24 protein-coding genes are annotated in these 22,229 nt (G+C 64.1%); 11 read left to right on the top strand and 13 right to left on the bottom strand.

The window, feature by feature from the left end:
- Positions 1 to 15: 15 nt before the first annotated feature.
- Complete coding sequence (gene mnmA, locus MUB52_RS05975) at positions 16 to 1,158, bottom strand: tRNA 2-thiouridine(34) synthase MnmA (RefSeq protein WP_263843288.1); 1,143 nt, start codon at positions 1,156 to 1,158, stop codon at positions 16 to 18.
- Positions 1,159 to 1,281: 123 nt separating this feature from the next.
- On the opposite strand from mnmA, the gene sciP reads away from it, so the two are divergent.
- The 5 genes from sciP to MUB52_RS05950 all read left to right on the top strand — a co-directional run bounded on the left by sciP (position 1,282) and on the right by MUB52_RS05950 (position 6,941).
- Positions 1,282 to 1,560 (top strand): CtrA inhibitor SciP, encoded by a 279-nt coding sequence (gene sciP / locus MUB52_RS05970; protein ID WP_263843287.1) that lies wholly within the window; start codon positions 1,282 to 1,284, stop codon positions 1,558 to 1,560.
- Positions 1,561 to 1,657: 97 nt separating this feature from the next.
- Complete coding sequence (ctrA, locus tag MUB52_RS05965; protein ID WP_263843286.1) at positions 1,658 to 2,377, top strand: response regulator transcription factor CtrA; 720 nt, start codon at positions 1,658 to 1,660, stop codon at positions 2,375 to 2,377.
- Between the two features lie 137 nt (positions 2,378 to 2,514).
- Positions 2,515 to 4,635, top strand: a complete 2,121-nt coding sequence (ligA, locus tag MUB52_RS05960) for an NAD-dependent DNA ligase LigA (protein WP_263843285.1) — start codon at positions 2,515 to 2,517, stop codon at positions 4,633 to 4,635.
- Positions 4,632 to 6,722 carry an ATP-dependent DNA helicase RecG gene (gene recG / locus MUB52_RS05955; RefSeq protein ID WP_263843284.1) on the top strand — a complete coding sequence of 697 codons (2,091 nt, stop codon included), beginning with the start codon at positions 4,632 to 4,634 and terminating at the stop codon, positions 6,720 to 6,722. Before ligA ends, recG begins: the two co-directional genes overlap by 4 nt.
- 96 nt (positions 6,723 to 6,818) lie before the next feature.
- Entirely contained in the window at positions 6,819 to 6,941 is a 123-nt protein-coding gene (locus tag MUB52_RS05950; protein WP_263843283.1) for a hypothetical protein, read from the top strand.
- 178 nt (positions 6,942 to 7,119) lie between these two features.
- Here the strand turns inward: MUB52_RS05950 and MUB52_RS05945 are convergent, their stop codons facing one another.
- The gene (locus MUB52_RS05945) at positions 7,120 to 8,514 is read right to left on the bottom strand and encodes a methyl-accepting chemotaxis protein (protein WP_263843282.1); all 1,395 of its coding nucleotides are present in this window, start codon (positions 8,512 to 8,514) and stop codon (positions 7,120 to 7,122) included.
- A gap of 72 nt (positions 8,515 to 8,586) precedes the next feature.
- Positions 8,587 to 9,039: an iron-sulfur cluster assembly scaffold protein gene (locus tag MUB52_RS05940; protein ID WP_263843555.1), complete on the bottom strand. Its 453-nt coding sequence runs from the start codon at positions 9,037 to 9,039 to the stop codon at positions 8,587 to 8,589.
- Between the two features lie 76 nt (positions 9,040 to 9,115).
- On the opposite strand from MUB52_RS05940, the gene hisI reads away from it, so the two are divergent.
- Positions 9,116 to 9,487 carry a phosphoribosyl-AMP cyclohydrolase gene (hisI, locus tag MUB52_RS05935; protein WP_263843281.1) on the top strand — a complete coding sequence of 124 codons (372 nt, stop codon included), beginning with the start codon at positions 9,116 to 9,118 and terminating at the stop codon, positions 9,485 to 9,487.
- Positions 9,488 to 9,491: 4 nt separating this feature from the next.
- On the opposite strand, the gene gluQRS is transcribed toward hisI, so the two are convergent.
- Genes gluQRS through trmFO form a run of 3 tightly spaced genes read right to left on the bottom strand, consistent with a single transcriptional unit; the run spans position 9,492 to position 12,338 of the window.
- On the bottom strand, positions 9,492 to 10,349 hold the full coding sequence (gene gluQRS / locus MUB52_RS05930; RefSeq protein ID WP_263843280.1) for a tRNA glutamyl-Q(34) synthetase GluQRS: 858 nt from the start codon (positions 10,347 to 10,349) through the stop codon (positions 9,492 to 9,494).
- Entirely contained in the window at positions 10,346 to 10,960 is a 615-nt protein-coding gene (locus MUB52_RS05925) for a class I SAM-dependent DNA methyltransferase (protein ID WP_263843554.1), read from the bottom strand. Before MUB52_RS05925 ends, gluQRS begins: the two co-directional genes overlap by 4 nt.
- Positions 10,961 to 10,982: 22 nt before the next feature.
- Positions 10,983 to 12,338, bottom strand: a complete 1,356-nt coding sequence (gene trmFO, locus MUB52_RS05920; protein ID WP_263843279.1) for a methylenetetrahydrofolate--tRNA-(uracil(54)-C(5))-methyltransferase (FADH(2)-oxidizing) TrmFO — start codon at positions 12,336 to 12,338, stop codon at positions 10,983 to 10,985.
- A 343-nt stretch (positions 12,339 to 12,681) separates the two neighbouring features.
- Here trmFO and MUB52_RS05915 point away from each other — a divergent pair, with 343 nt between their 5' ends.
- The gene (locus MUB52_RS05915) at positions 12,682 to 13,104 is read left to right on the top strand and encodes a PaaI family thioesterase (RefSeq protein ID WP_263843278.1); all 423 of its coding nucleotides are present in this window, start codon (positions 12,682 to 12,684) and stop codon (positions 13,102 to 13,104) included.
- A gap of 60 nt (positions 13,105 to 13,164) precedes the next feature.
- Here MUB52_RS05915 and MUB52_RS05910 read toward each other — a convergent pair whose 3' ends face one another.
- Positions 13,165 to 13,398, bottom strand: a complete 234-nt coding sequence (locus MUB52_RS05910; RefSeq protein ID WP_263843277.1) for a DUF1127 domain-containing protein — start codon at positions 13,396 to 13,398, stop codon at positions 13,165 to 13,167.
- 94 nt (positions 13,399 to 13,492) lie between these two features.
- Here MUB52_RS05910 and MUB52_RS05905 point away from each other — a divergent pair, with 94 nt between their 5' ends.
- Positions 13,493 to 14,908: an aminotransferase-like domain-containing protein gene (locus MUB52_RS05905; RefSeq protein ID WP_263843276.1), complete on the top strand. Its 1,416-nt coding sequence runs from the start codon at positions 13,493 to 13,495 to the stop codon at positions 14,906 to 14,908.
- A 6-nt stretch (positions 14,909 to 14,914) separates the two neighbouring features.
- On the opposite strand, the gene MUB52_RS05900 is transcribed toward MUB52_RS05905, so the two are convergent.
- Together MUB52_RS05900 and MUB52_RS05895 are read right to left on the bottom strand one after the other, a co-directional pair.
- Complete coding sequence (locus MUB52_RS05900; protein WP_263843275.1) at positions 14,915 to 15,961, bottom strand: hypothetical protein; 1,047 nt, start codon at positions 15,959 to 15,961, stop codon at positions 14,915 to 14,917.
- A complete protein-coding gene (locus tag MUB52_RS05895; RefSeq protein ID WP_263843274.1) occupies positions 15,958 to 16,278 on the bottom strand; it encodes a hypothetical protein in 321 nt (106 codons plus the stop codon). Before MUB52_RS05895 ends, MUB52_RS05900 begins: the two co-directional genes overlap by 4 nt.
- Before the next feature lie 248 nt (positions 16,279 to 16,526).
- Here MUB52_RS05895 and rplM point away from each other — a divergent pair, with 248 nt between their 5' ends.
- The 3 genes from rplM to MUB52_RS05880 all read left to right on the top strand — a co-directional run bounded on the left by rplM (position 16,527) and on the right by MUB52_RS05880 (position 18,720).
- Positions 16,527 to 16,988 carry a 50S ribosomal protein L13 gene (rplM, locus tag MUB52_RS05890; protein WP_263843273.1) on the top strand — a complete coding sequence of 154 codons (462 nt, stop codon included), beginning with the start codon at positions 16,527 to 16,529 and terminating at the stop codon, positions 16,986 to 16,988.
- A 2-nt stretch (positions 16,989 to 16,990) separates the two neighbouring features.
- Positions 16,991 to 17,479: a 30S ribosomal protein S9 gene (gene rpsI, locus MUB52_RS05885; RefSeq protein ID WP_263843272.1), complete on the top strand. Its 489-nt coding sequence runs from the start codon at positions 16,991 to 16,993 to the stop codon at positions 17,477 to 17,479.
- 209 nt (positions 17,480 to 17,688) lie between these two features.
- Positions 17,689 to 18,720 carry a Hint domain-containing protein gene (locus MUB52_RS05880; protein ID WP_263843271.1) on the top strand — a complete coding sequence of 344 codons (1,032 nt, stop codon included), beginning with the start codon at positions 17,689 to 17,691 and terminating at the stop codon, positions 18,718 to 18,720.
- 8 nt (positions 18,721 to 18,728) lie between these two features.
- Here MUB52_RS05880 and MUB52_RS05875 read toward each other — a convergent pair whose 3' ends face one another.
- From MUB52_RS05875 to metA, 4 genes are read right to left on the bottom strand one after another with little or no spacing between them, the layout of a single operon-like run.
- On the bottom strand, positions 18,729 to 19,346 hold the full coding sequence (locus tag MUB52_RS05875; RefSeq protein ID WP_263843270.1) for a TetR/AcrR family transcriptional regulator: 618 nt from the start codon (positions 19,344 to 19,346) through the stop codon (positions 18,729 to 18,731).
- Entirely contained in the window at positions 19,339 to 20,208 is an 870-nt protein-coding gene (ppk2, locus tag MUB52_RS05870) for a polyphosphate kinase 2 (protein WP_263843269.1), read from the bottom strand. The genes MUB52_RS05875 and ppk2 overlap by 8 nt, the downstream gene beginning before the upstream one ends.
- Positions 20,209 to 20,257: 49 nt before the next feature.
- Positions 20,258 to 21,241 carry an alpha/beta fold hydrolase gene (locus tag MUB52_RS05865; RefSeq protein ID WP_263843553.1) on the bottom strand — a complete coding sequence of 328 codons (984 nt, stop codon included), beginning with the start codon at positions 21,239 to 21,241 and terminating at the stop codon, positions 20,258 to 20,260.
- Positions 21,225 to 22,142 carry a homoserine O-acetyltransferase MetA gene (gene metA, locus MUB52_RS05860; protein WP_263843268.1) on the bottom strand — a complete coding sequence of 306 codons (918 nt, stop codon included), beginning with the start codon at positions 22,140 to 22,142 and terminating at the stop codon, positions 21,225 to 21,227. Before metA ends, MUB52_RS05865 begins: the two co-directional genes overlap by 17 nt.
- Positions 22,143 to 22,229 lie beyond the last annotated feature (87 nt).

The raw sequence follows: 22,229 nt of genomic DNA, 5'->3' as shown, positions 1-22,229 counted from the left end.
CGTGGCGCGGGCGGCTCATCCCTTGTGGATCCAACCGCCGCCGTAGATGCGCGTCCCGTCGGGGTCGTAGAAGACACAGGCCTGCCCGGGCGACACGCCTTCCTCTGGTGTCAGCAGCTCGACCGTCGCTTCGGTCGCGCTGATGGGCCGGAGCACCGCCTCTGTCGGCGGCCGGGTAGAGCGCACCTTCACTGCAAGCGGCCAGGCTTCGCGCGCCGTAAAGGGCGCATCGCCAAGCCAGTTGATCTCGCGCACGGGCACGGTGCGCGTGGCCAGCAGCTCCTTCGGTCCGACGATGACCCGCTTGGCCTGCGGATCGAGCTTCACCACGTAGAGCGGCTCGGCCAGCCCACCGATGCCGAGGCCCCGCCGCTGCCCGATGGTGTAGTTGATCACCCCGGCGTGGTGCCCAAGGACCCGCCCATCGGCATGCACGATCTCGCCCGGGTCGGCCGCTTCGGGCCGTAGCTTGCGGATCACTGACGCATAGTCGCCGTTGGGCACAAAGCAGATGTCCTGGCTGTCCGGTTTGTCCGCCACGCTGAGCTCGTAGCGGGCCGCAAGCGCCCGGGTGTCGGCCTTGGAGGCGAGATGGCCGAGCGGAAAGCGCAGAAAGTCGAGTTGCTCCGGTGTTGTGGAGAACAGGAAATAGCTCTGATCGCGGGCCGCATCTGCGGCGGCGTGCAGCTCGGCTCCGTGCGGCCCCATCTTGCGCTGGATGTAGTGGCCCGTCGCCATACAATCGGCGTCGAGATCCTTGGCGGTTTCCAGCAGATCCTTGAACTTCACCCGCTCATTGCAGCGGATGCAGGGCACAGGTGTCGCACCGCCCAGATAGCTGTCGGCAAACTCGTCAATCACAGCATCCTTAAAAATGTTCTCATAATCCAGAACGTAGTGCGGGAACCCCATGGTCTCGGCAACGCGGCGGGCGTCGTGAATGTCGAGCCCGGCGCAGCAGGCGCCCTTCTTCGCCAGCGCCGCACCGTGATCGTAGAGCTGCAAGGTGACACCCACCACGTCATAGCCTTCTTCGGCCAGCATGGCGGCGACAACAGAGCTGTCGACGCCACCGGACATCGCGACGACAACCCGCGTCTCGGCGGGCGGCTTGGGAAAGCCGAGCGAGTTCAAAGGGGCAGTGTGGTCGAGCGGCATGGGCTGTCTCCGGGACTCCGCGAAAATATAGGAAAATCCTAACTACTCTCAAGAGCGCGCTTCATCGGTCTTTAAGGCGCGCGCGTCAAGGTCTGCCCGACTGAGTTGTAATGGGTATGAGTGATGTATCTGAAGAAAGTCGATGGGCCCCGATCGGTGACACTGGCGGATGGGAGTGTGATGACACAAGCCGATCTTCCGCCCGCAAATACAAAGCGTTGGGTCGCCTCGCGCAAGGCCGCGGTGGTGCGTGGAGTCGCCTATGGGTTGATTACGCAGACCGATGCGCTCAAGCGGTATCAGATCAGCGAAGACGAGTTTCACGAATGGGTGAAGGCTGTGTCCGAGCATGGAGAGGATGCCCTGAAAGCCACAGCGCTACAAAGATATAGACAACCTTAAGTTGTTAAGGTAAGTTTATCGCTGACGGTAACGTGTGATTAACCCTTTTTGTGCACGGTTAATTCCGACAAAACGTTCACCCGATGCGGAGAAAATCATGCGCGTACTGCTAGTGGAAGACGACCCCACGACCTCAAAAAGCATCGAGTTGATGCTGACCCACGCCAATCTGAATGTCTATGCCACGGATTTGGGGGAGGAAGGGATCGATCTGGCCAAGCTTTACGACTATGACCTCATCTTGCTCGACCTCGATCTGCCGGACATGAACGGTCACGAAGTTCTGCGCCAGCTGCGCCTGTCGCGGATCGAGACGCCGATCCTGATCCTCTCTGGCGCGGATGATACCGAGAACAAGATCAAGGGCTTCGGGTTCGGTGCTGATGACTACCTGACCAAGCCCTTCCACCGCGAGGAACTGGTGGCGCGGATCCACGCCATCATCCGCCGCTCGAAAGGGCACTCGCAATCGGTGATCGACACCGGCCTCATCTCGGTCAATCTCGACGCCAAGACGGTGAGCGCGGACAACAAGCCTGTGCACCTGACCGGCAAGGAATACCAGATGCTGGAGCTGCTTTCGCTCCGCAAGGGCACCACCCTGACCAAGGAGATGTTCCTCAATCATCTCTACGGCGGCATGGACGAGCCCGAACTCAAGATCATCGACGTCTTCATCTGCAAGCTCCGCAAGAAACTGAGCAACGCCACCGGCGGCGAAAACTATATCGAGACGGTCTGGGGCCGGGGCTATGTGCTCCGCGATCCGGAGCCGAACCAGGCAGATGATCCACAACGCCTTGCCATAGGCGCCTGACGAGCAGCAGCGGCGCGGTCCGGCCCGGCAATCCGGTGCCGGACCAGCGCAACGCGCCTCCCCCTTCTGAAATCGACTGGACCTGATCCGGACCTGCGCATATCTAGTCATATGCGCGAAGAGGAAAGGGGCAGGTCTTGGCGTCTTCAACCGACATCGAGGATCTGAGCGAAGCTGCGGCCAAGGCCGAGCTTGCGCGGCTGGCCGATCTTCTGGCAAAAGCGAATGTCGCCTATCATGGCGCTGACGATCCGCAGATGTCGGATGCCGATTACGATGCCCTGAAACAGCGCAACGCGACCATCGAAGCGCGATTCCCTGCGTTGAAGCGCCCCGACAGCCCGTCCGATCAGGTCGGAGCCGCCCCCGCCGAAGGCTTCTCCAAAGTCACCCATGCGGTGGCGATGCTGTCCCTGTCGAACGGGTTTGGCGACGACGACATCACCGATTTCGACAGCCGCATTCGCCGGTATCTCGGCTTGGGCGATGACGCGCCTCTGACCTATACGGCGGAGCCCAAGATTGATGGGTTGTCGCTCTCCCTGCGATATGAAAAGGGCGAGCTTGTGCAGGCGGCCACGCGGGGCGACGGCAGTATTGGCGAGAATGTGACTGCAAACGCCCGCACCATCGATGACATCCCCACGATGCTCACCGGAGCGCCCGACCTGCTCGAAGTGCGCGGCGAAGTCTACATGTCGCATCCCGACTTCGAGGCGCTGAATGCGCGCCAGACCGAACGCGGCGGCAAGGTCTTCGCAAACCCGCGCAATGCGGCCGCGGGCTCACTCCGGCAACTCGACGCCGAGATCACGCGCGCGCGCCCGCTGCGGTTCTTCGCCTATGCCTGGGGCGCCGTCTCCGCGCCATTGGCAGAGACACAGATGGGCGCGATCGAGCGGCTCTCGGCCCTCGGTTTCAAGACCAATCCGCTGACCCGCAGATGCGATGGACCGGCGGAGTTGATCGCGCATTACGCCGTGATCGAGGCACAGCGTGCGACCCTCGGCTATGACATCGACGGCGTCGTCTACAAGGTCGACGATCTGACGCTGCAGGACCGGCTGGGCTTCCGATCCACCACGCCCCGTTGGGCCATCGCGCACAAGTTCCCGGCCGAGCTCGCCTGGACCCGGCTCGATGCGATCGACATCCAGGTCGGGCGCACGGGCGCGCTCTCGCCCGTGGCGCGCCTGCAGCCCGTCACGGTCGGCGGTGTCGTGGTCTCGAACGCCACGCTGCACAACGAAGATTACATCGCCGGGCGCGACAACAAGGGGGCCGAGATCCGCGGCGGCAAGGACATCCGGGTCGGCGACTGGGTGCAGGTCTACCGAGCCGGCGACGTGATCCCGAAGGTGGCTGACGTGGATTTGTCCAAACGGCCCGAAGACGCGGAACCTTACGTGTTTCCGACCCGCTGCCCGCAATGCGACAGCGAAGCCCTGCGCGAACCGGGCGACGCGGTGCGCCGCTGCACCGGCGGGCTGATCTGTCCGGCCCAGGCGGTGGAGAAGCTGAAGCATTTCGTCTCGCGCGCAGCCTTCGACATCGAGGGCCTGGGCGCCAAGCAGGTTGAACAATTCTATACCGACGGGTGGATCCGGGAGCCGGCCGACATCTTCACCCTGCGCGCCCGCTTCGGCTCGGGCGTGCAGCAACTGAAGAACCGCGACGGCTGGGGCGAGAAATCTGCGACCAATCTCTTTGATGCCATTGACGAGAAACGGAAAATCCCGCTCTCGCGCCTCATCTTCTCCCTCGGCATACGCCATGTGGGTGAAGCAGCCTCCAACATGATCGCGATGCACTACACCGACTGGGAGACCTTCGAGGCCGCGATGCGGGCAGCGCAGGATCCCGATGATGCCGCTTGGCGCGAGCTGACGGACATCGATGGCGTCGGCACGGTCATGGCCAGCTCGCTGGTGCAGACGCTGGCGCAGCCGGCCGAGCGGGCCTCCATTGACCGGCTCATCGCGCAGCTCGAGGTGCAGGATGTGCGCCGGCCAGACACGGCGGGCAGCCCGGTGGCCGGCAAGACGGTGGTGTTCACCGGCACGCTCGAGAAGATGACCCGCGCCGAGGCCAAAGCGCGGGCCGAGCGGTTGGGCGCGAAGGTCTCGGGCTCGGTCTCGGCAAAGACCGATATCGTCGTTGCCGGGCCGGGCGCCGGGTCGAAGGCGAAAAAGGCGGCCGAGCTTGGCATCGAGACCCTGGATGAAGACGGCTGGCTGTCGCTGATCGCGGGCGCATGAGCGGACGGCCCGAACAGCTCTTCCCGCTGTTTGCCGAAGTGAAGACGCTGCCCGGAATCGGGCCAAAAACAGCCGCGCACATGGAGGCCTTGGGCATCCGCGCGCCGCGCGATCTGCTCTTTACGCTGCCATACGCCGGCGTCGACCGCCGACGTCGCGAGACCATCCAAGGCGCGGCACTGCCGACAACGCTGACCGTCGCAGTCCAGATCGGCGCCCATACGCCCGCGCGCAGCAAGGGCGGCGCCTACCGGATCCATGTGGAGGATGCGCAGACCTCCTTTCAACTCGTCTTCTTCCATGCCCGTGGCGATTACTGGAAAACCGCGCTGCCCGAAGGCAGCCGCCGCGTGGTCTCGGGCAAGGTCGAAAGCTTCGACGGCATCGCGCAGATGGTGCATCCCGATCATATCCTCCCCGAGGATGAGGCCGATCAGATCCCACCCTTCGAACCCGTCTACCCGCTGACGGCCGGTGTGACACAGAAGCTGATGTTCAAGGCCACGCGGGGCGCGCTCGGCCGCGTGCCGGATATGCCGGAATGGATTGATCCGGCGCAGAAAGAGCGCGCGGGCTGGCCGGATTTTGCGCCAGCGGCGGCGGCGGCCCACACGCCCTCACGGCAGGAGGATCTGGCAGCAGACGCACCGGCCCGCGAACGGTTGGCCTATGACGAGTTGCTGGCGCATCAGCTGACCTTGGCTCTGGCCCGGTCCACCGAGCGGCGCAAGCCCGGCCGGGTGACCACAGGCGACGGGCAGTTGCAAGCAGCGGTCTTGGCCGCGCTGCCCTATCGCCCGACCCGGGCACAGGCCCGCGGGGTCGACGAGATCAACGCCGACATGAGCGCGCCCCAGCGGATGAACCGCCTGTTGCAGGGGGACGTCGGCGCCGGCAAGACGCTGGTGGCGCTCATGGCCCTGCTGCGCGCGGTCGAGGCGGGCGGGCAGGGCGTGCTGATGGCTCCGACCGAGATCCTCGCGCGGCAACACCTTGAGTCGCTGCAGCCGCTGGCCGAGGCCGCGGGCGTCGTGGTGGAGGTTCTGACCGGGCGCGACAAGGGGAGCGAGCGGCAGCGCAAGCGCGCCGCACTCGCGCGGGGTGACATTCAGATCCTGCTGGGCACCCATGCGGTGTTCCAGGCCGATGTGCAGTTCAAGGATTTGCGCCTCGCGGTGATCGACGAACAGCACCGGTTCGGTGTGCGCCAGCGGCTGGAGCTTGGCCGCAAAGGCGAAGGCGTTGATGTGCTGGTGATGACGGCGACACCGATCCCACGCTCGCTGGCGCTGGCGCAATACGGTGACATGGATGTCTCGGTGCTCGACGAAAAACCACCCGGGCGGCAGCCGATCAAGACGGCGATGATCAGCACTGCACGAATGGACGAGGTAATCGCGCGGCTGCGCGCCGTGATCGCCGAGGGCCGACAGTGCTATTGGGTCTGCCCTCTGGTCGAGGAAAGCGAAGTGGTCGATCTGACGGCTGCCGAGGCCCGGTTCAAGCATCTGCGCGCCGCCCTTGGTGAGGGGATTGTGGGGCTGGTGCATGGCCAGATGCCACCGCCCGAGAAGGATGCGGCGATGGCCCGCTTCGTCGCCGGCGAAACGAAGGTGCTGGTCGCCACGACGGTGATCGAGGTGGGCGTGAACGTCCCGAACGCCACAATCATGGTCGTCGAACGGGCGGAAACCTTTGGGCTGGCGCAACTGCATCAGATGCGCGGACGCGTCGGGCGCGGAACGGAGGCCTCAACCTGCCTGCTGCTCTACCAGGCACCGCTCTCCGAAGGCGGCCGCCAACGGCTGGAAGTGCTGCGCGAAACAGAGGACGGCTTTGCCATCGCCGAGACAGATCTGAAGATGCGCGGGGCGGGCGACGTTATCGGAACCGCGCAGTCCGGTCTGCCCCGCTTCCGCGTGGCCGATCTGGAGCGTCAGGCGGGGCTGATGGCCATTGCACAAAGCGACGCGCGTCGTCTGCTCGCAGAAGATCCGGAGCTGTCGGGCCCGCGCGGGCAGGCGGCGCGCCTGCTGCTCTGGCTGATGCGACAGGAAGAAGCGATCCGTTTGATTTCAGTCGGTTAGAGCGTGTGTGAAAATTTGTTCGCGAATGTTCCTATTAAGTTCTTTACACATGGTTAAAAATATGAGAACAAATAAGCAACAAAACGGAGAGACGTCATGTTCACACAGATCAGATCCATCGCATCCCGCTCGCAGGCGACACTGGTGCAGGATATGGCTGGGGCCGTGGCGCTCGTCGTGATGCTTGTGGTGGGTCTGCACCTGCCGTTCTTTGTCTGATTTCTGCCTGCGATCTCGCGCCGCGCACGGGCCAGCGCTTTCCCCGGCTGGTCAATGAGACGAACGCTGCCTGTTCCCTGTCTCAGCAGGATCTGCCCCCTGCACCCCGTGCCCGGGTCCCACGTGAGAGACGCTTCACCTGACGCCGCCGTCCTGCTCGGGACGTGCGGCGTTTTTTTCAGAAGGTATAGGCGAGGCGCAGCCCGCCCCAATGTTTGCCCTTCACGAAGATCGGGGCCGAGAGGTCCTTCATCATCTTGAATTCGCCACCGCCCATGTCGCGGCGATAGACCTGCAGCAAGAACGGTTCGGTATTGCGGCCCGCCTTCAGGCCGACACGGTCGTCAAAGATGCGCCGGTTGCGGCAATTGGCCATGTTCCAGACCGGGTCATCACCGGGCGGCTGCGAGAACTTGCGGTTGTGCGTGGGCAGGTAGCCGTTGATGTCCACCGCCGCACAGAACACGACCTTGCTGTCCATCTCCAGCACCGGCTCCTGCAGCGGGGGCAGCACCTCGTCCATGATCTTCGTGCATTCGGCCATAACCTGCTCAGGGTTGGTGCCGGGGATCGGCCGGTAGGTCCGATCAAAGAGCTGCGACATGGAGGTCGCGCCGCTGTCGACGGCTTCCTCCAGGCGCTGTGAGAGCGCCCGTGCGAGGCTCTGAACCCGCTGAATGAAGGGTGTGTCGACGGAGTTGCCCCCGATCAGCGCGGTCGACTGCACGATCGTTTCGGAGGTGTCGATCAGGTTCAGGATCCGCTCGTGCGTTTGTTCAATGCCGGTTGAGGTGCTGTTGACCGAGGCGTCGATGCTGCTGAGCGCGGGCGCGAAATCGGCCATCGCGGTCTCCATGCGTTCAGCCTGCTGGGCGATCCGCTGGGCCTGCTCGTTGGCCGAGGAAATCGATGTCTCCATCCGGCTCAAGGCCGTATCCGTGCCACTGGCGTTTTCCAGAACCTCGGCCGCCTGGGTTGCAATGCCGGAGGCTTCCTGCCCGAGCGCGCTGATCCAGTTGGTAAGTGTTTCGATGTTGTCGGAAATCTGCACGGCCGCATCCCGTGTCTTCTGCGACAGATCGTTGATCGCCTCGGCCACGACAGCAAAGCCCCGCCCGGCCTCACCGGCGCGCGCGGCCTCGATCTTGGCGTTGATCGCAAGCGTGTTGACCTGTGTGGCGATGCTCGCGATCTGCTGGTTGTTGGTCTTCACCGCCGAGAGCGTATCGCTTACCGTTTCAGTGCGCTGCGACAGGTCCTGCACCCAGCCGGCAACCGTACGGGTCTTCTCGCCGGTCGTTCGCATGAGCGCGGCGGAGGATTTCACATCCTGTGCCGTCTCGCCGGTGTTCTGCGCCATGGTCTGCACCGCATCCCGCACATCGGAATTGGCGCGCCCCATGTCGTCAGCCCGCGCGCCGAGCACCGCCAGGCCCTTGCGCTGCGCGCGGGCATGCTCCTCCACGAGGTCTAGAAAACCTGAGATATCAACGATTTCATAGCCAAGGGCGGCGGCGGCTTCGGTCAACCGGTCGGTGTAGATGCTGTCGGAAAGCTGGGGGTGAACGGTCATGGCGCCCTACGATGTCAGTCAGCCGCAGGATGTCACGGGTTTACTTAAAAATTGCTAATTTCGTCGCGAGCCTCAGGCGCAATCTGCCCGCAGCGCCTGTGTCATCGCTTCGCAAGCCGCTTCAATGCTGAGCAGGATCGACGCGTGCCGGTTGCGATAGTCCCGTGCGGGTTCGAGCACCTCGAACCCGGCGAAGGGTGCGGCCGGAACCGGGCCACCCTCCTTCAGCATCGCGCGCAGTTCGTCACGGGCAGTCTCGATCTCTTCGAGCGTGCGCCCGAGGATCGCGCCGCCGGTCACCGCAGCCGCCGCCTGGCCAAGCGCGCAGGCCTTGACGTCCTGTCCGTAGGCGCTGACGCGGCCGTCTTCGACATTCAGATCGACCGTCACAGCCGAGCCGCAGAGCGGAGAGCGTTTCTTCACCGTTGCCATGGGCGCTTCAAGCCGCCCCAGATGCGGGATATCGGACGCAAGGGCGAGGATCTTGCCCGAATACAGCTTTATCAGATCGTTTTCGCCCGACATGGCTTGGCCTGGCCTTCCGTTGGTTACGGCTTTCATACATAAATCCTCTGGCAGCAGATGCAAAAAGGTTTTTGGCATGCCCCCCAATCCCGCGCCTTTCGATCCGGACACTCTGCGGTACAACGACGCCGGCCTGATCCCCGCGATTGCGCAGGATGCGGCAAGCGGCGAGGTGCTGATGATGGCCTGGATGAACCGCGCCGCCGTGGCGCAGACGCTGGAGACGGGCAAGGTGACCTACTGGAGCCGGTCGCGGCAGGCGTTCTGGGTCAAGGGCGAGACCAGCGGCCACCATCAGGCGCTGGTCGAGATGCGGGTGGACTGTGACCGCGACTGTCTGCTGGTGCAGGTACGTCAGACCGGCCCGGCCTGTCATACGGGTCGGCGCAGCTGCTTTTACACCGGCATTGCGGACGGGCAGGAAGTCGAACGTCTGACGCCGATGTAGCGTCTCAGCTGCTCGGCAGGCCAACCATCGCGCGAATGTCCTCTGGGGTCGCCCCCTGATCGCGGAAGAGCCGGATGGCCCGCGCGTCATCGCGCTTGGCCAGACGTTTACCGGCCGCATCACGGATCAGCCGGTGATGGTGGTACTCGGGCACCGGCAGGCGCAGCAGATGCGCCAGCAGCACGTGAATGCGGGTGGCGTCGAACAGATCCTCCCCCCGAATCACATGCGTTATGTCCTGCGCATGATCATCCACAACCACGCAGAGATGATAGGCCGCCGCCATGCCCCGGCGCGCAACCGCGACATCCCCGACCGTGGTAAGCAGGTCCTCGGCCTGCAGGGTATGGCGGCCTTCGAATGCGGCACCAGTCTCGGTGAACTGCGGCAATGGCCCCGCGGCGACAATTGCCTTCGCCATGTCAAGACGCACCGCGTCGCCCTCGAGATAACTCTCCATGCTGCGGTGCCGGCAGGTGCCGGGGTAGATCCGGCCATCCGGCCCATGCGTCGGCACGCCCTCCTGCGGCGCACCCGCGGCCGCGTCGATATCGGCACGGCTGCAGGAGCAGGGGTAGAGCAGGCCGAGCGCTGCCAGCTCGTCGAGTGCTGCCCGAAAACGGGGCTCGGACCGGGATTGCTGCATCACCGGCTCCGGCCAGCGCACCCCCAGCCAGTGCAGATCCTGCTTGGCCTGCACCTCGTATTCCGGTTTCGAGCGGACCCGGTCGATATCGTCCATACGCAGCAGGAAGGTTCCATGCGCCGCGCGCGCCATTTCATAGGCGGTCAGAGCCGAGAAGGCATGGCCCAGATGCAGCAGCCCTGTCGGCGACGGCGCAAACCGTGTTCGGAATATCAATTTTTTTCAAGCACGTATACGTTGGAGTTCAAGTTAATCCCGGGCAGATGCGGCCCGTTTTCGCGAAACAGCAACCGCGCCGCAGCGCAGTCGACCCACTCGCAGATGCGCGCTTCGTTGGCGCGGTCCTGCAGCGCGTGATCGTTCAGCGACAGGACCAATAGGCCGCCGCGCCTCAGCCCGTGCATCAGGTCATCGAAGACCGAGATCGGGGCCGCCCCAGCACCGATCACGCCGATGGCCGCGACCGCCGCGTAATCCGCCAGGTTGACCGGCAGCGGGCCGTCCGGCTCGATCAGCGTCAGCCTGCGATAGAGACGCCTTTCCTCGGCCTGGGCGAGCATGTCCGGGGAGAGATCAACGCCATCGATGGTCTCGAACCCAGAGAGCTTCAGCGCCAGTCCGGACAGCCCGGTCCCGCAGCCGAAATCGAGCACAGGCTGGGCCTGATCCTTTGTGAATTTGGCCAAGGCATGCGCCGCACGGCTGGGCGTCACATAGCCGTTCTTGCCGACCTCCGCCTCGTAGCTCGCGGACCACGCATCGTAGAGTGCGCGGGTCTCTTGCGGATCCCGGGCGTCGTAGACTTTGTCGAGATACTCCTGTCCCATGACAGCAAGATAACCGTCCGGGCTAAGCGGCGTCCAGTGCGCCGTCACCGAGCCAGGCCTGCCATGCGACCTTGGCGCGATCCGTATAGGCCTTGTAGCGATCCTTGCGGCCGCGCCGCCCGCCTTTCAGCCCCTCGACAGGCGGGAACAGACCGAAGTTCACATTCATGGGCTGGAAGGTCTTGGCCTCGGCCCCGCCGGTGATGTGGGTGATGAGCGCACCGGTCGCGGTGCAGTCGGGTGGCGTCTCAAGCGGGTATCCGAGCATCTCCTGCGCGGCCAGGCGCCCTGCGAGCAGCCCCATGGCAGCGGATTCAACATAGCCTTCGACGCCGGTGATCTGGCCCGCAAAGCGGATGTTCGGCCGCGAGCGTAGACGCATCTGCCCATCCAGCAGTGTCGGCGCATTGAGAAACGTATTGCGGTGGATACCGCCAAGCCGGGCGAATTTCGCATCTTCTAGCCCGGGAATACTTTTGAAAACATCGGCTTGCGCACCGTATTTCATCTTGGTCTGAAACCCGACGATGTTGTAGAGCGTACCCAGCTTGTTGTCCCGCCGCAGCTGCACGACTGCATAGGGTTTCACCTCGGGCTGGTGCGGATTGGTCAGGCCCACGGGCTTCATCGGACCGAAGCGCAGCGTCTCGCGCCCGCGCTCGGCCATGACTTCGATGGGCAGGCAGCCGTCGAAATAGCCGGCGGTCTCGCCCTCGCGGAACTCGGTCTTCTCGGCCGCGAGCAGCGCGTCTATGAAGGCTTCGTATTGGGCGCGGTCCATCGGGCAGTTCAGGTATGCGGTCCGTTCTTCCTCGGTATCGCCCTTGTCGTAACGCGACTGCATCCAGGCTTTCGACATGTCGATGCTGTCGAAATAGACAATGGGCGCGATGGCGTCGAAGAAGGCGAGCGCCTCGGCCCCCGTCTCCGCCGCGATGGCCTGACCAAGCGCGGAGGAGGTGAGCGGGCCGGTCGCGATGATCCACTGACCCTGCGCCGGCAGCTCGGTGATCTCACCATAGGAGAGGCGGATGTTCGGATGCGCCGTGAGCGCATCGGTCACCGATTGCGCGAAAGGCTCGCGATCGACCGCGAGCGCACCGCCTGCCGGCAGCCGGTGCCTGTCGGCCATCTGCATGATCAGCCCGTTTGCCGCCCGCATCTCCCAATGCAGCAGACCCACGGCGTTCTGCTCGTCATCGTCCGAACGGAACGAGTTCGAGCAGACCATCTCGCCCAGCAGGCCGGTCTGATGGGCGAAGGTGCCCACCTTGGGGCGCATTTCATGCAGGACGACGCGCACCCCCATATTGGCGGCCTGCCACGCGGCTTCGGACCCAGCCATGCCGCCACCCACGATATGAAGCTCCTCTGCCATGCCGGATCATGTAGGGCAGGGCGCGCAGCGACGCAACCGGCGGCCGAGGCTTCTGTCTTCGAAAGGCGCTGATGAGCAGTTTTGGGGTCGCCGCTGCGAGACTGTCGCGCCAGTGAGAGATCTGGCGTGGAGGGACCTTCCGCCGGCGGCGACCCAAATCGGATCGGTCAGTGACCGCGCCGCACTTCTGCCCCGGTTCTGCCCGAATTGAAAGACCGCAGGCGGAAACTGTGATGCGAGGATCTGGAAACAATGCCCGGACGCTGCGTCAGGCTGCGCCCATCGCCACAGTCGCTTGCGCTTTTTCCGTGTTTCGCACACCGTCTGCCCAAAAGGGGGCACGATGGACATCAAGATGGACGCCGCAGCGCTGAACGCCTTTCTGGATCGGGTGTTCGAGCAGGTCGCGGATGACTTTGTCGTCGAGAAGGTCAGCAGCGACCGGTTGACCGTCCGGCTGAAGGTTGGCGACAAGCATCTGCGTCCGGGCGGGACGGTCTCGGGGCCCGCGATGTTCGCGCTGGCCGATGTGGCGGCCTATCTGATCACGCTGGCCCGCATCGGCCCCGAGGCGCTAACAGTCACGACGAATTGCGCCATCGACTTCATGCGCAAGCCCGCGGCGCGCGCCGACCTGCGCGGCGAAGTGCGCTTGCTAAAGCTCGGAAAACAACTCTCGGTCAGCGACGTGCTGATCTACTCGGACGGCATGTCCGAACCGGTGGCCCGGGCGAGCCTGACCTACGCCATTCCGCCGCGCGCCTGATAAAAGAGGGCCGGGACAAGCCCGGCCCTGAGGAAGAGGTCTGGTCGCGTACCGGGGAGGTTACGCGCGCCAGAACACCTTGGCAGCCTCGTGCCGAGCCTGCTCGGGTGTCAGCCCCACGTCGTCCAGTTGCCGGACCGTGAGCTTTTTCAGCGCGCGGCGCGTGCGGCGACGTGTGGTCCATTTGGACACGCAGACAGCAAACTCGACCGCGAGGATGGCCACTTGTGGCATCTCCTTGACCTCATTGAGATAGGCCAGGGACCGGGAGGATGGAGTTGTTGCGTGTGCCATGGGACTCTCCTAAAATTGTATTGACACAATATAGCGGTATCGCTATGCAATATTGATACGATGATTGATACATCCAGGCTAGGAAAACATTGTAATGAGTACAATTTGGCAGCCGGAGCTGGTGACGGGGCAGGGGCCCAAGTATCAGGCTGTCGTCTCGAGCATCCGCAAGGGCATCGACGCCGGTGCTCTGAAGCCCGGCGACAAGCTGCCACCGGTGCGCGATCTGGCCTGGCGGTTGAGCATCACGCCCGGCACCGTCGCCCGCGCCTATACGATCCTGACCGACGAGGGGACGCTGACCGCCGAGGTCGGGCGCGGGACCTTCGTCGCCCCGCCGCGTGCGACGCCTGCCAATGACGCGCCCATCGAGATCGACGTGATCAAGCACAGCGCGGGTGTGGAGGAAGACCCGCACAATGTCAGCCTGTTTTCACCGCATCTGCCCTGCGTCGGGCAGGACAAGCTGGTGCGCCAGGTCATGGCGCAGGTGGCCAAGGTGCCGCCCTCGGGCGTGATGCACTATCCCAGCCGGAGCGGCGCGCGCCCTGCGCGCGACGCGGTGGTGCACTGGCTGAAGGGCACACCGCTCGGACCGCTGCATGAACGCGACGTGGTGTTGTGCCACGGCGGGCAGAACGGCATCCTGCTCATCCTTCAGGCGATTCTGGAGGGGCGCAAGCCCACCGTGCTGATCGAGGAACTGGCCTATCCGGGCTTCCGGCGCGCGGCCGAGTTGTTGCGCGCGGATGTGGTGCCCGTGCCGATGGATGCGGAGGGGATCATCCCCGAGGCGCTTGAGGCCGTGGCGCGGGCGCATGACGCGCAAGTCCTTTGTACCTCGCCGGAGGTGCACAATCCGACCTGCGGCTTCACGCCGGTCGCCCGGCGCGAGGCCATTGCGCGCATCGCCCGCCAGCGCGATTTCCAGATCGTCGAGGACGATTGCTACCGGATGGGTGTCAACCGCGCGCCCGCCTACCGGATGCTGGCGCCGGGGCGCGGCTGGTATGTCTCCTCCATCGCCAAGACGATCACGCCTGCGCTGCGCTTCGGATATGCCATTGCGCCCGAAGGCAAATCGCACGTCCTGCGCCGGTCCGCCGAGCACGGGTTCTTCGGTCTTGCCACGCCGATGACCGATGTCTGCGCGGCCCTTCTGACCCACCCTGACATCGACCGCGTGGCAGAGGCGACAACCCGGGCGTTCCACACCTATGTGCAATGTGCGGTGAACGTGCTCGGCGCTTATGATCTGGTCTGGCGGCCCGGGGTTCCGTTCCTGTGGCTGCGGCTGCCGGTGGGCTGGCGGGCGGGGGCCTTCTGCCAGGCAGCAGAAGCGCAGGGCGTGCAGATCCGCTCGGCTGAAGAGTTCGTCTGCCGCGAGGCGCGCGCGCCACATGCGGTGCGCATGGCTGTCAACGCGGGCGTTTCGCTGAAGACCTTCGAGGCGGCGATGATGCGGCTGCGCGACCTGCTCGACAGCCCGCCCGAGCAACTGGGTGTCTGATCGCCGCTAGAGCAGCCCCCCAGCCCCCCAGCCCACGCCAAAGCCAATCGCAACCGCCGAGAGCACGGCGGCATAGCCCGCCAGCTTCCAGGTGGAAAACGGCCGCTCGCCAAAAGTGCGGCCGTGCAGCCCGCAGACCACGACCTTCATCGGCTGATCCTCATAGCTGTAATGCAGGATCCAGACCGGCAGCAGGATGCGGCGATAGTGAATGCCCGTGGTGTCCGACTGGTACTCCAGGCTGACAATCCGCGATTTGTCGATGTGTTTTCGGATACGGTTGCGGATCAGCAGGTCCTTGTCGTCCGCATTGGCCGCGAGCCCCTCCTCCACGGTCTGATGATGCTGCTCGGCGGCGAAGCCCGCCAGATACGCCGCATCATAGGGACGCAGTCGCGCGGGGTCGAACTCATGCAGAATGCCATCGCGGATCAGCGGGGTCACATGGGGCGAGGCGGGCATCAGCAGATCGTCGAACACGATCTCCATATCGCCCTCGGTCGAGCGGGTGCGGGCATGATTGCCCGACCCGGTCCGGTACTGCGCCCAATAGCGGATGGTTTCGGTGCTGTCGAAGGTCCAGAACGGCGCGTAGAGCCCGGCGACACGGGCCTCAGCGATGATCCCTTTCAGATCGCTGGGGGCAGCGATCCGCCGCGACACCCACCGCTGCGCGCAAGCCTGCGCCTCTTCCTCGCCGATCGCAAAGGGGATCAGACCCATGGTGGCAAAGCCGGTGTCCTGCAGTGCCAGCACCACAGGCCCGTCGCAATAGGCGCAGCGCTCGGACAGGATCGGCCCGGTGAAGATCACATCGCCGCCGCAGGTCTCGCAGTGATGCACGCGCACCTGCTGTGGAACGGGCCTGTCTTCGGCCACCAGATCCACACCATAGGGGGTTTCTGCCGCAGCATCGGCATCGTCGTCCAGCTCAATCGGGTGCGTCGATCCGCAGCTCTGACAGGCCAGCGCCTGCTCTGTGGGCAAGAAGGTGCACTGACCAGCGCAGGCGGGGCACTGCAATGCCGTCTGGATCGCCGCCGCTTCGGTCAATTGTCGGACTCCAGAATGGCGATCAGAATCTCCAGGATGATGCGCAGCCGCAGCCACGAGCGGTCCATCGCGCCCGGCAGGTCTCCGGTGGCCCCCCAGTCGCCTATGATGGTGGCGACGAACCATGTGGCCAGCAGCCAAAGCGCGATGAGCGACCAGCCGCTGAGGCTGCGCAACCAGCCGGCAGAGCCGTGCTTGAGCTCATGCTTGGCCTCGTAGATGCGGATGAGCCGCCGGACAGGCGAGATGCCCAGCCAGGTCGCGCCCGCAAGCAGGAAAACTGCGCCCAAGGCGGCATCGACAAGACTGGACTCCATAGACGACCTCAGGCCAAACCCTTTACAGCACGCTGTGCCGCACTCTGTGCCTTTGCGCGCGGGTTTCAAGGAAAAATATCGCGCAAGCATATGGGGTATAATAATACCTATTTTGCAACGCATTGATTCTGAATGATAAATCGTGACATAACGTGCTTGACGTGGCCGTTCGGTCGATTATAAACCGCCAATCGAATTCGGGGCGGCACCGTCAGAGGCCGCCTTTCACCTCAACCGGGGAACCGTCCATGAAAACCTTTTCTGCAACACCCGCAGATATCGACAAGAAATGGATCCTGATCGACGCCGAGGGCGTTGTTCTGGGCCGTCTTGCGTCGATCGTGGCCATGCGTCTGCGTGGCAAGCACAAGCCGTCGTTCACACCGCATATGGACATGGGTGACAATGTCATCGTCATCAATGCCGACAAGATCCAGCTGACCGGCAAGAAGCGCGACGAGAACCACTACTGGCACACCGGGCATCCTGGCGGGATCAAGTCGCGCACCAAGGCGCAGATCCTCGAAGGCGCGCATCCTGAGCGGGTCGTCACCCTCGCCGTCAAGCGCATGCTGCCCGGCAACCGGCTGAGCCGCAAACAGATGACCAACCTGCGCGTCTATGCGGGTGGTGATCACCCCCATGAGGCGCAAAGCCCCGAAGTTCTGGATGTCAAATCCATGAACAGCAAAAACACCCGGAGTGCATGAGCATGGCTGACGAAATCAACACCCTCGAAGAGCTCGGCCAGGCCGCTGGCCTTGAGGCCGCACCCGAAGTGGTCGAAACCCCGCGCGAGCCCGTGCGCGACGATCTGGGCCGCTCCTACGCCACCGGCAAGCGGAAGGATGCCGTCGCCCGCGTCTGGATCAAGCCCGGCTCCGGCAAGGTCACCGTGAACGGCAAGGCGCAGAACGACTATTTCGCGCGCCCGGTGCTGCAGATGATCCTGGCCCAGCCGTTCTCCGTCTCGGGCACCGAAGGCCAGTTCGATGTGGTGGCCACCGTGAAGGGCGGCGGGCTTTCGGGTCAGGCCGGTGCGGTCAAGCACGGCATCTCCAAGGCGCTGCAGCTTTACGATCCCAGCTTGCGCGGCGCGCTGAAAGCCGCCGGCTTCCTGACCCGCGACAGCCGCGTGGTCGAGCGCAAGAAATACGGCAAGGCCAAGGCGCGCAAGAGCTTCCAGTTCTCCAAGCGCTAAAGACAGGCAAGACACGTCGAAGGGCTGCCCGCTGTGGTGGCCCTTCGTTTTGGGACCGGCACGCACAACCTACGGGTATGCCGATCCGGTCAAATCCGCCGAAAACCGCGCAAAATCGGCAACAGAACCGATTTTTGGCAGCGCAAGGGCTTCGCGCGCCCGCGAATCCCCGCTACGCTCACCCAAATCCGTTCACGAGGGAGGCGGTTATGGTTCTCAGGACGTTTGTGGCCTTCGACAATGAGAATCTCATTGTCACGTCCAGCCCGAAGTCGAGTCTTGTCGGCAACCCCATCATCAACAACGGCAATACGCCGAATGGCACCATCTTCCAGTACACCGCAGGCAGTGGCGAGGTCATTACGCTGAACGACACGGGCGGCAACTCCAACGTTTTCGAAGACTCGCGAGCGAACCAGCACCGGATCGTGGATGGCAAGGGGCTGGTGGCCAATGGCACCCGGGTCGAGTCGGAATCGATCATCCGGTTGCAGCAGCTCGACGACAACGGCAGTACCACGGGCCCGGTCATCACCGTCAACGTCTATTCCAAGAACGGCAACTTCAGCGATATCTGGGGCTATTCGACCACCACCGTCCTGCAGGACGGTGCCTCTTACGTCAAGGTCAGCGGGAGCAACAACGGCGCGTCAACCTACAACAGCTTCGCGCCCTGTTTTGCGGACGGGACCCGGATCGACACGCCCGATGGCGACATCTCGGTCGAGGAGATCAAAGCCGGCCAGGAGATCTGGACCAAGGACAGCGGTGCCGCGCCGGTCCGCTGGGTTGCCAGCACCACCGTGGCGGGGCAGGGAGACTATGCGCCCGTGATCTTCGAGGCGGGCGCTTTTGGCAACGACAGGGCACTGGTGGTGTCGCAACAGCATCGCATGTGGGCCGAAACGCCGATGGCCGAATTGCTCTTCGGAAAGCCCCAGGTGCTGATCGCGGCGAAGCATCTGGTCGGTCTGCCCGGCGTCCGAATCGAGCCGCGCGACACCGTACGCTACACCCATTTCATGTTCGACAGCCACCAGATCGTCCGGGCCAGTGGCGCGCTGAGCGAGAGCTTCTTCTACGCCGAACAGTCGGTCGGTGCGCTCGAGGTCGCGCCGCGGGGCGAGCTGCAATCACTCTTCCCGTCGCTTGCGGCCGGTTACGATGGATTTGGCGCAACCGCGTCAATGACACTGACCGCGACCGAGGCGACGGCGTTGCGGCCCTATCTGGCGGCCTGATTTCTACTTCAGTCGTCCGGGCTGATCAGGCCAAGTCCCCGCAGATAGATGCCGATCCCGGTCTCGAGCAGGTCGTCCGCCGGAAAGGGCGACGCGCGCCCGGGCGAGTTGCGGGCAAAAAGCTCGACCACCCCGTGACTGAGCGCCCAGATATGCGCTGAAAACATCGACGCGGGTGGGCGCTTGTCCGCGGGGATATGCTGGCTGAGGTCGGTTGCGGCCTTCTCCAGCACATCGTTTGCGCGCGTCGCGGCGGCTGCCAATTCCGGGGTCCGGTTCACCGAGATGCCGCTTTCGAACATCGCGATATAGTGACCCGGATACTTGCCCGCGAAGGCGAGATAGGCCCGACCGGTGGCCGTAAAGGCCGACAGGGCCGAGGGTTGGCCCTTGTCATAAGCGTATTGCATGAGATCCCCGAAGATCTCGTAGCCCTGCAAGGCGGCCTCGGCGATCAGGTCCTCGCGCCCTTCGAAGTGCCGATAGACCGCCGCCGGGGTCACGCCCGCCTGCTTGGCCGCTTCGGACAGCGTGAAGCCCATAGGCCCCCGGGCCTCGATCAGCTCCAACGCCGCATCGATCAGCGCTTGCCGCAGGTTGCCGTGGTGGTAACCGCGTTTAGGCATCCCAGACGTCCGGTCCGCCGCAGATGCTGTTGTCGATCTTGCCGATGGCCTTCACGTCCTTGCGCGCATAGTCGATCCCATGCAACACGGTGCGAATGGCCGCCAGCCGCGCGCGGCGCTTGTCGTCCGAGCGCACGATGGTCCAGGGGGCGGTCTCGGTATGGCTCGCAGTCAGCGTCTCGGCGATCGCTTGTGTATAGGCGTCCCAACGCTTCAGGCCCTCGACATCGATCCAGCTCAGCTTCCACTGTTTCAGCGGGTCGCGCTCGCGGGCCATGAGGCGGCGCAACTGTTCGGCGCGGCCCACGTTCAGCCAGAACTTGAAGAGATGTATGCCCTCATCCACCAGCATCTCTTCGAACGGGTTGACCTGTTGGAAGAAATGCTTGCGTTGGGTCGGGGTGCAGAAGTCGAAGACCTCTTCCACGACACCTCGGTTGTACCAGCTGCGATCATAGAAGACGAGCTCGCTCGCGGTCGGCAACTGCCGGGCGTAGCGCTGAAAGTACCACTCGCCGGCCTCTTTCTCGGTCGGTTTGGCCAGGGCGACGACCCGCGCGCCACGGGGATTAAGATTGGCCCGGAACCGTTTGATTGTGCCACCTTTTCCGGCACCATCCCGTCCTTCGAAGACGAGGACGACCCGCGCGCCGCTCTCCCGGACCCAGGCCTGCAGTTTGACCAGCTCGATCTGCAAGGCCCGCAGATCACCCTCGTAGGGCTTGCGCGCCAAGCGGTCGCTGTGGGGATAGGTCGGCGAGAGGATATCACCCCGCTCACCCCTTCGGATTGCGTCGCGAATTGGCTGCGGGGCTTCGGTTTCAAAAAAGGAGCTGATTGCGCCGTCAAATGGCAGGTCCATGGGCCCTCCAGGGCAGGTGTTCTGCCCTCAATATGGGATGTTAACAGGCTTAACGCAAACCCGCGCGGGTCGCCGCACGGTCAATCGCGGCCTCCACTTCATCGGGGACGACATGCTGCGGCATATGCCCCACACCCTCCAGCCGGGTGAGCACCGCACCTGGGACCTGCTGGGCCAAAGGCTCGCTGTGAATGCGCAGCGGAACAATCTCATCCGCGGTGCCATGCAGGATCTCGATCGGCATCTTCAAGTCGGGGTATCGGCTCGACATGTCCACCACATGCGGGCGCAGGCGGTTCACCTGTTGCGCGTTGGCGCGGAAGGTCTGACGCCGCAGCGCAAGCCGGGGCCCGATGTGCTCCAGATAGCCGTCCGGCATGGATTGCGGCGCGAAAATCGCCTCGACATTGCTCCGGATCACGCGTTCCGGCGTGAAGGCCGACACCAGCGGCGGGATCAGCAGATCGCCCAGAGCCGTATCCATGATCCGGTATTGCCAGTCGAGCTCGCCCGGCCAGGGTTGCGAGACGCCCGAGACCATGACGACAGCGGCGGTATCCTCGGGGCGCGACAGGGCCCAGGCCATGGCGACCGCCCCGCCGAAGGAGTGCCCCAGCACAATCGGGTTTTTGACATCGAGCGCGTCAGCGGCAGCCTGCAGCATCTCAGCCTGGACCGCTGGCGATTCCGCGGCGCGGTTCAAGACGCCTTCGAAGCGATAAGAGGCGCGGTCGGTCCACCCCAGCCCCGGGCGGTCGAGCAGGATGACCCGGTAGCGGTCCTTCAGCCGCTCCGCCAGCGCGAAGGTAAACTCGCGCAGGCTGCCCGATGCGCCATGGATCAGCACGAGATCAGGGCCCTCACCCATGACCTGCGCATGAACCTCGCGTGCCTTGTCGGCAATCAGCTGGCCGGTGGGCGGATAGGCCTCGGCCGTCCGTGCCTCGCGCGCCGAGGCCCGCCATTGGACAACCGCAACGGCCGTCAGGCAGATCAGCGTGGTGGCCAGCACCCGTCTAACGCCCGATCGCATCGATATCATAGGGTGTATCCTGGTACACCTCCGTCAGCCAGTTGCCGTAGAGCAGATGCGCATGGCTGCGCCAGCGGTTGAGCGGCGCCTGGCTCGGATCGTCGTTGGGGTAGTAGTTCAGCGGCACATTGATCGGCGTGCCGCTCGCGACGTCCCGGTCGTACTCCTGTTTGAGCGTGTCGCTGTCGTATTCGAAGTGGTTGAAGATGTAGAGCGCGCGATGCGTCGCGTCCTCCACCAGGCAGGGGCCGACCTCATCGCTGCCCAGGAGCGTCTTCAGCCCCGGGGTCGCGTCAATCTCGTCCTGGCGCATTTCCGTCCACCGCGAGACCGGGATCACGCAGTCATCCGAGAACCCGCGCAGGTACTGCGAGGCGGGCGCCAGGTTCCGGTGCCGGAAACAGCCGAAGGCCTTCGCCTTGAGCATGTGTTTCTCAACCCCGTGGAAGTGGTTGATCATCGCCATGCCGCCCCAGCAGACGCCGAAGGTCGAGGTCACATTGGTCTGGGTCCAGTCCATCACCTCGCACAGCTCGTCCCAGTAGGTCACCTGGTCGAACTCCAGATGCTCGATCGGCGCGCCGGTGATGATCAGCCCGTCGAACTTCTCGCCCTTCACCTCCTGAAAGGGGCGGTAGAAGCTCTCCATATGCTCCGCAGCGGTGTTCTTGGTCTGATGCTCGGACATGCGAATGAGGCTCAGCTCGATCTGCAAGGGCGTGGCGCCGATCAGCCGGGCAAACTGATTCTCCGTCTGGATCTTCTTCGGCATCAGGTTCAGAAGCCCGATGCGCAGGGGCCGGATGTCCTGCCGGGCCGCCTGGTCCTCGTCCATCACCATCACACCCTCGCGCGTGAGCACATCGTAGGCGGGGAGGTCGGCAGGGATCTTGATGGGCATGCGTGTTTTCCGGCGTCTGAACAGGGCAGTCAGATAGCTTCTCGGTTGATGGGTCTCAAGGGGCGGATGCTCACAGCTCGGTGACGC

The organism is Roseobacter sinensis, assembly GCF_025755255.1.
Lineage (GTDB): Bacteria > Pseudomonadota > Alphaproteobacteria > Rhodobacterales > Rhodobacteraceae > Roseobacter > Roseobacter sinensis.
This window is presented reverse-complemented; position numbering and strand designations above follow the sequence as displayed.

Coding starts and splice junctions, on each gene's coding strand:
- mnmA (WP_263843288.1), bottom strand. CDS start 1,158: ATGCCGCTCGACCACACTGCCCCTTTGAACTCGCTCGGCTTTCCCAAG.
- rpsI (WP_263843272.1), top strand. CDS start 16,991: ATGGCTGACGAAATCAACACCCTCGAAGAGCTCGGCCAGGCCGCTGGC.
- MUB52_RS05895 (WP_263843274.1), bottom strand. CDS start 16,278: ATGGAGTCCAGTCTTGTCGATGCCGCCTTGGGCGCAGTTTTCCTGCTT.
- recG (WP_263843284.1), top strand. CDS start 4,632: ATGAGCGGACGGCCCGAACAGCTCTTCCCGCTGTTTGCCGAAGTGAAG.
- MUB52_RS05905 (WP_263843276.1), top strand. CDS start 13,493: ATGAGTACAATTTGGCAGCCGGAGCTGGTGACGGGGCAGGGGCCCAAG.
- MUB52_RS05945 (WP_263843282.1), bottom strand. CDS start 8,514: ATGACCGTTCACCCCCAGCTTTCCGACAGCATCTACACCGACCGGTTG.
- rplM (WP_263843273.1), top strand. CDS start 16,527: ATGAAAACCTTTTCTGCAACACCCGCAGATATCGACAAGAAATGGATC.
- hisI (WP_263843281.1), top strand. CDS start 9,116: ATGCCCCCCAATCCCGCGCCTTTCGATCCGGACACTCTGCGGTACAAC.
- ctrA (WP_263843286.1), top strand. CDS start 1,658: ATGCGCGTACTGCTAGTGGAAGACGACCCCACGACCTCAAAAAGCATC.
- metA (WP_263843268.1), bottom strand. CDS start 22,142: ATGCCCATCAAGATCCCTGCCGACCTCCCCGCCTACGATGTGCTCACG.
- MUB52_RS05875 (WP_263843270.1), bottom strand. CDS start 19,346: ATGCCTAAACGCGGTTACCACCACGGCAACCTGCGGCAAGCGCTGATC.
- MUB52_RS05865 (WP_263843553.1), bottom strand. CDS start 21,241: ATGCGATCGGGCGTTAGACGGGTGCTGGCCACCACGCTGATCTGCCTG.
- trmFO (WP_263843279.1), bottom strand. CDS start 12,338: ATGGCAGAGGAGCTTCATATCGTGGGTGGCGGCATGGCTGGGTCCGAA.
- MUB52_RS05925 (WP_263843554.1), bottom strand. CDS start 10,960: ATGGGACAGGAGTATCTCGACAAAGTCTACGACGCCCGGGATCCGCAA.
- ppk2 (WP_263843269.1), bottom strand. CDS start 20,208: ATGGACCTGCCATTTGACGGCGCAATCAGCTCCTTTTTTGAAACCGAA.
- MUB52_RS05880 (WP_263843271.1), top strand. CDS start 17,689: ATGGTTCTCAGGACGTTTGTGGCCTTCGACAATGAGAATCTCATTGTC.
- MUB52_RS05910 (WP_263843277.1), bottom strand. CDS start 13,398: ATGGCACACGCAACAACTCCATCCTCCCGGTCCCTGGCCTATCTCAAT.
- MUB52_RS05915 (WP_263843278.1), top strand. CDS start 12,682: ATGGACATCAAGATGGACGCCGCAGCGCTGAACGCCTTTCTGGATCGG.
- sciP (WP_263843287.1), top strand. CDS start 1,282: ATGTATCTGAAGAAAGTCGATGGGCCCCGATCGGTGACACTGGCGGAT.
- MUB52_RS05940 (WP_263843555.1), bottom strand. CDS start 9,039: ATGTCGGGCGAAAACGATCTGATAAAGCTGTATTCGGGCAAGATCCTC.
- MUB52_RS05950 (WP_263843283.1), top strand. CDS start 6,819: ATGTTCACACAGATCAGATCCATCGCATCCCGCTCGCAGGCGACACTG.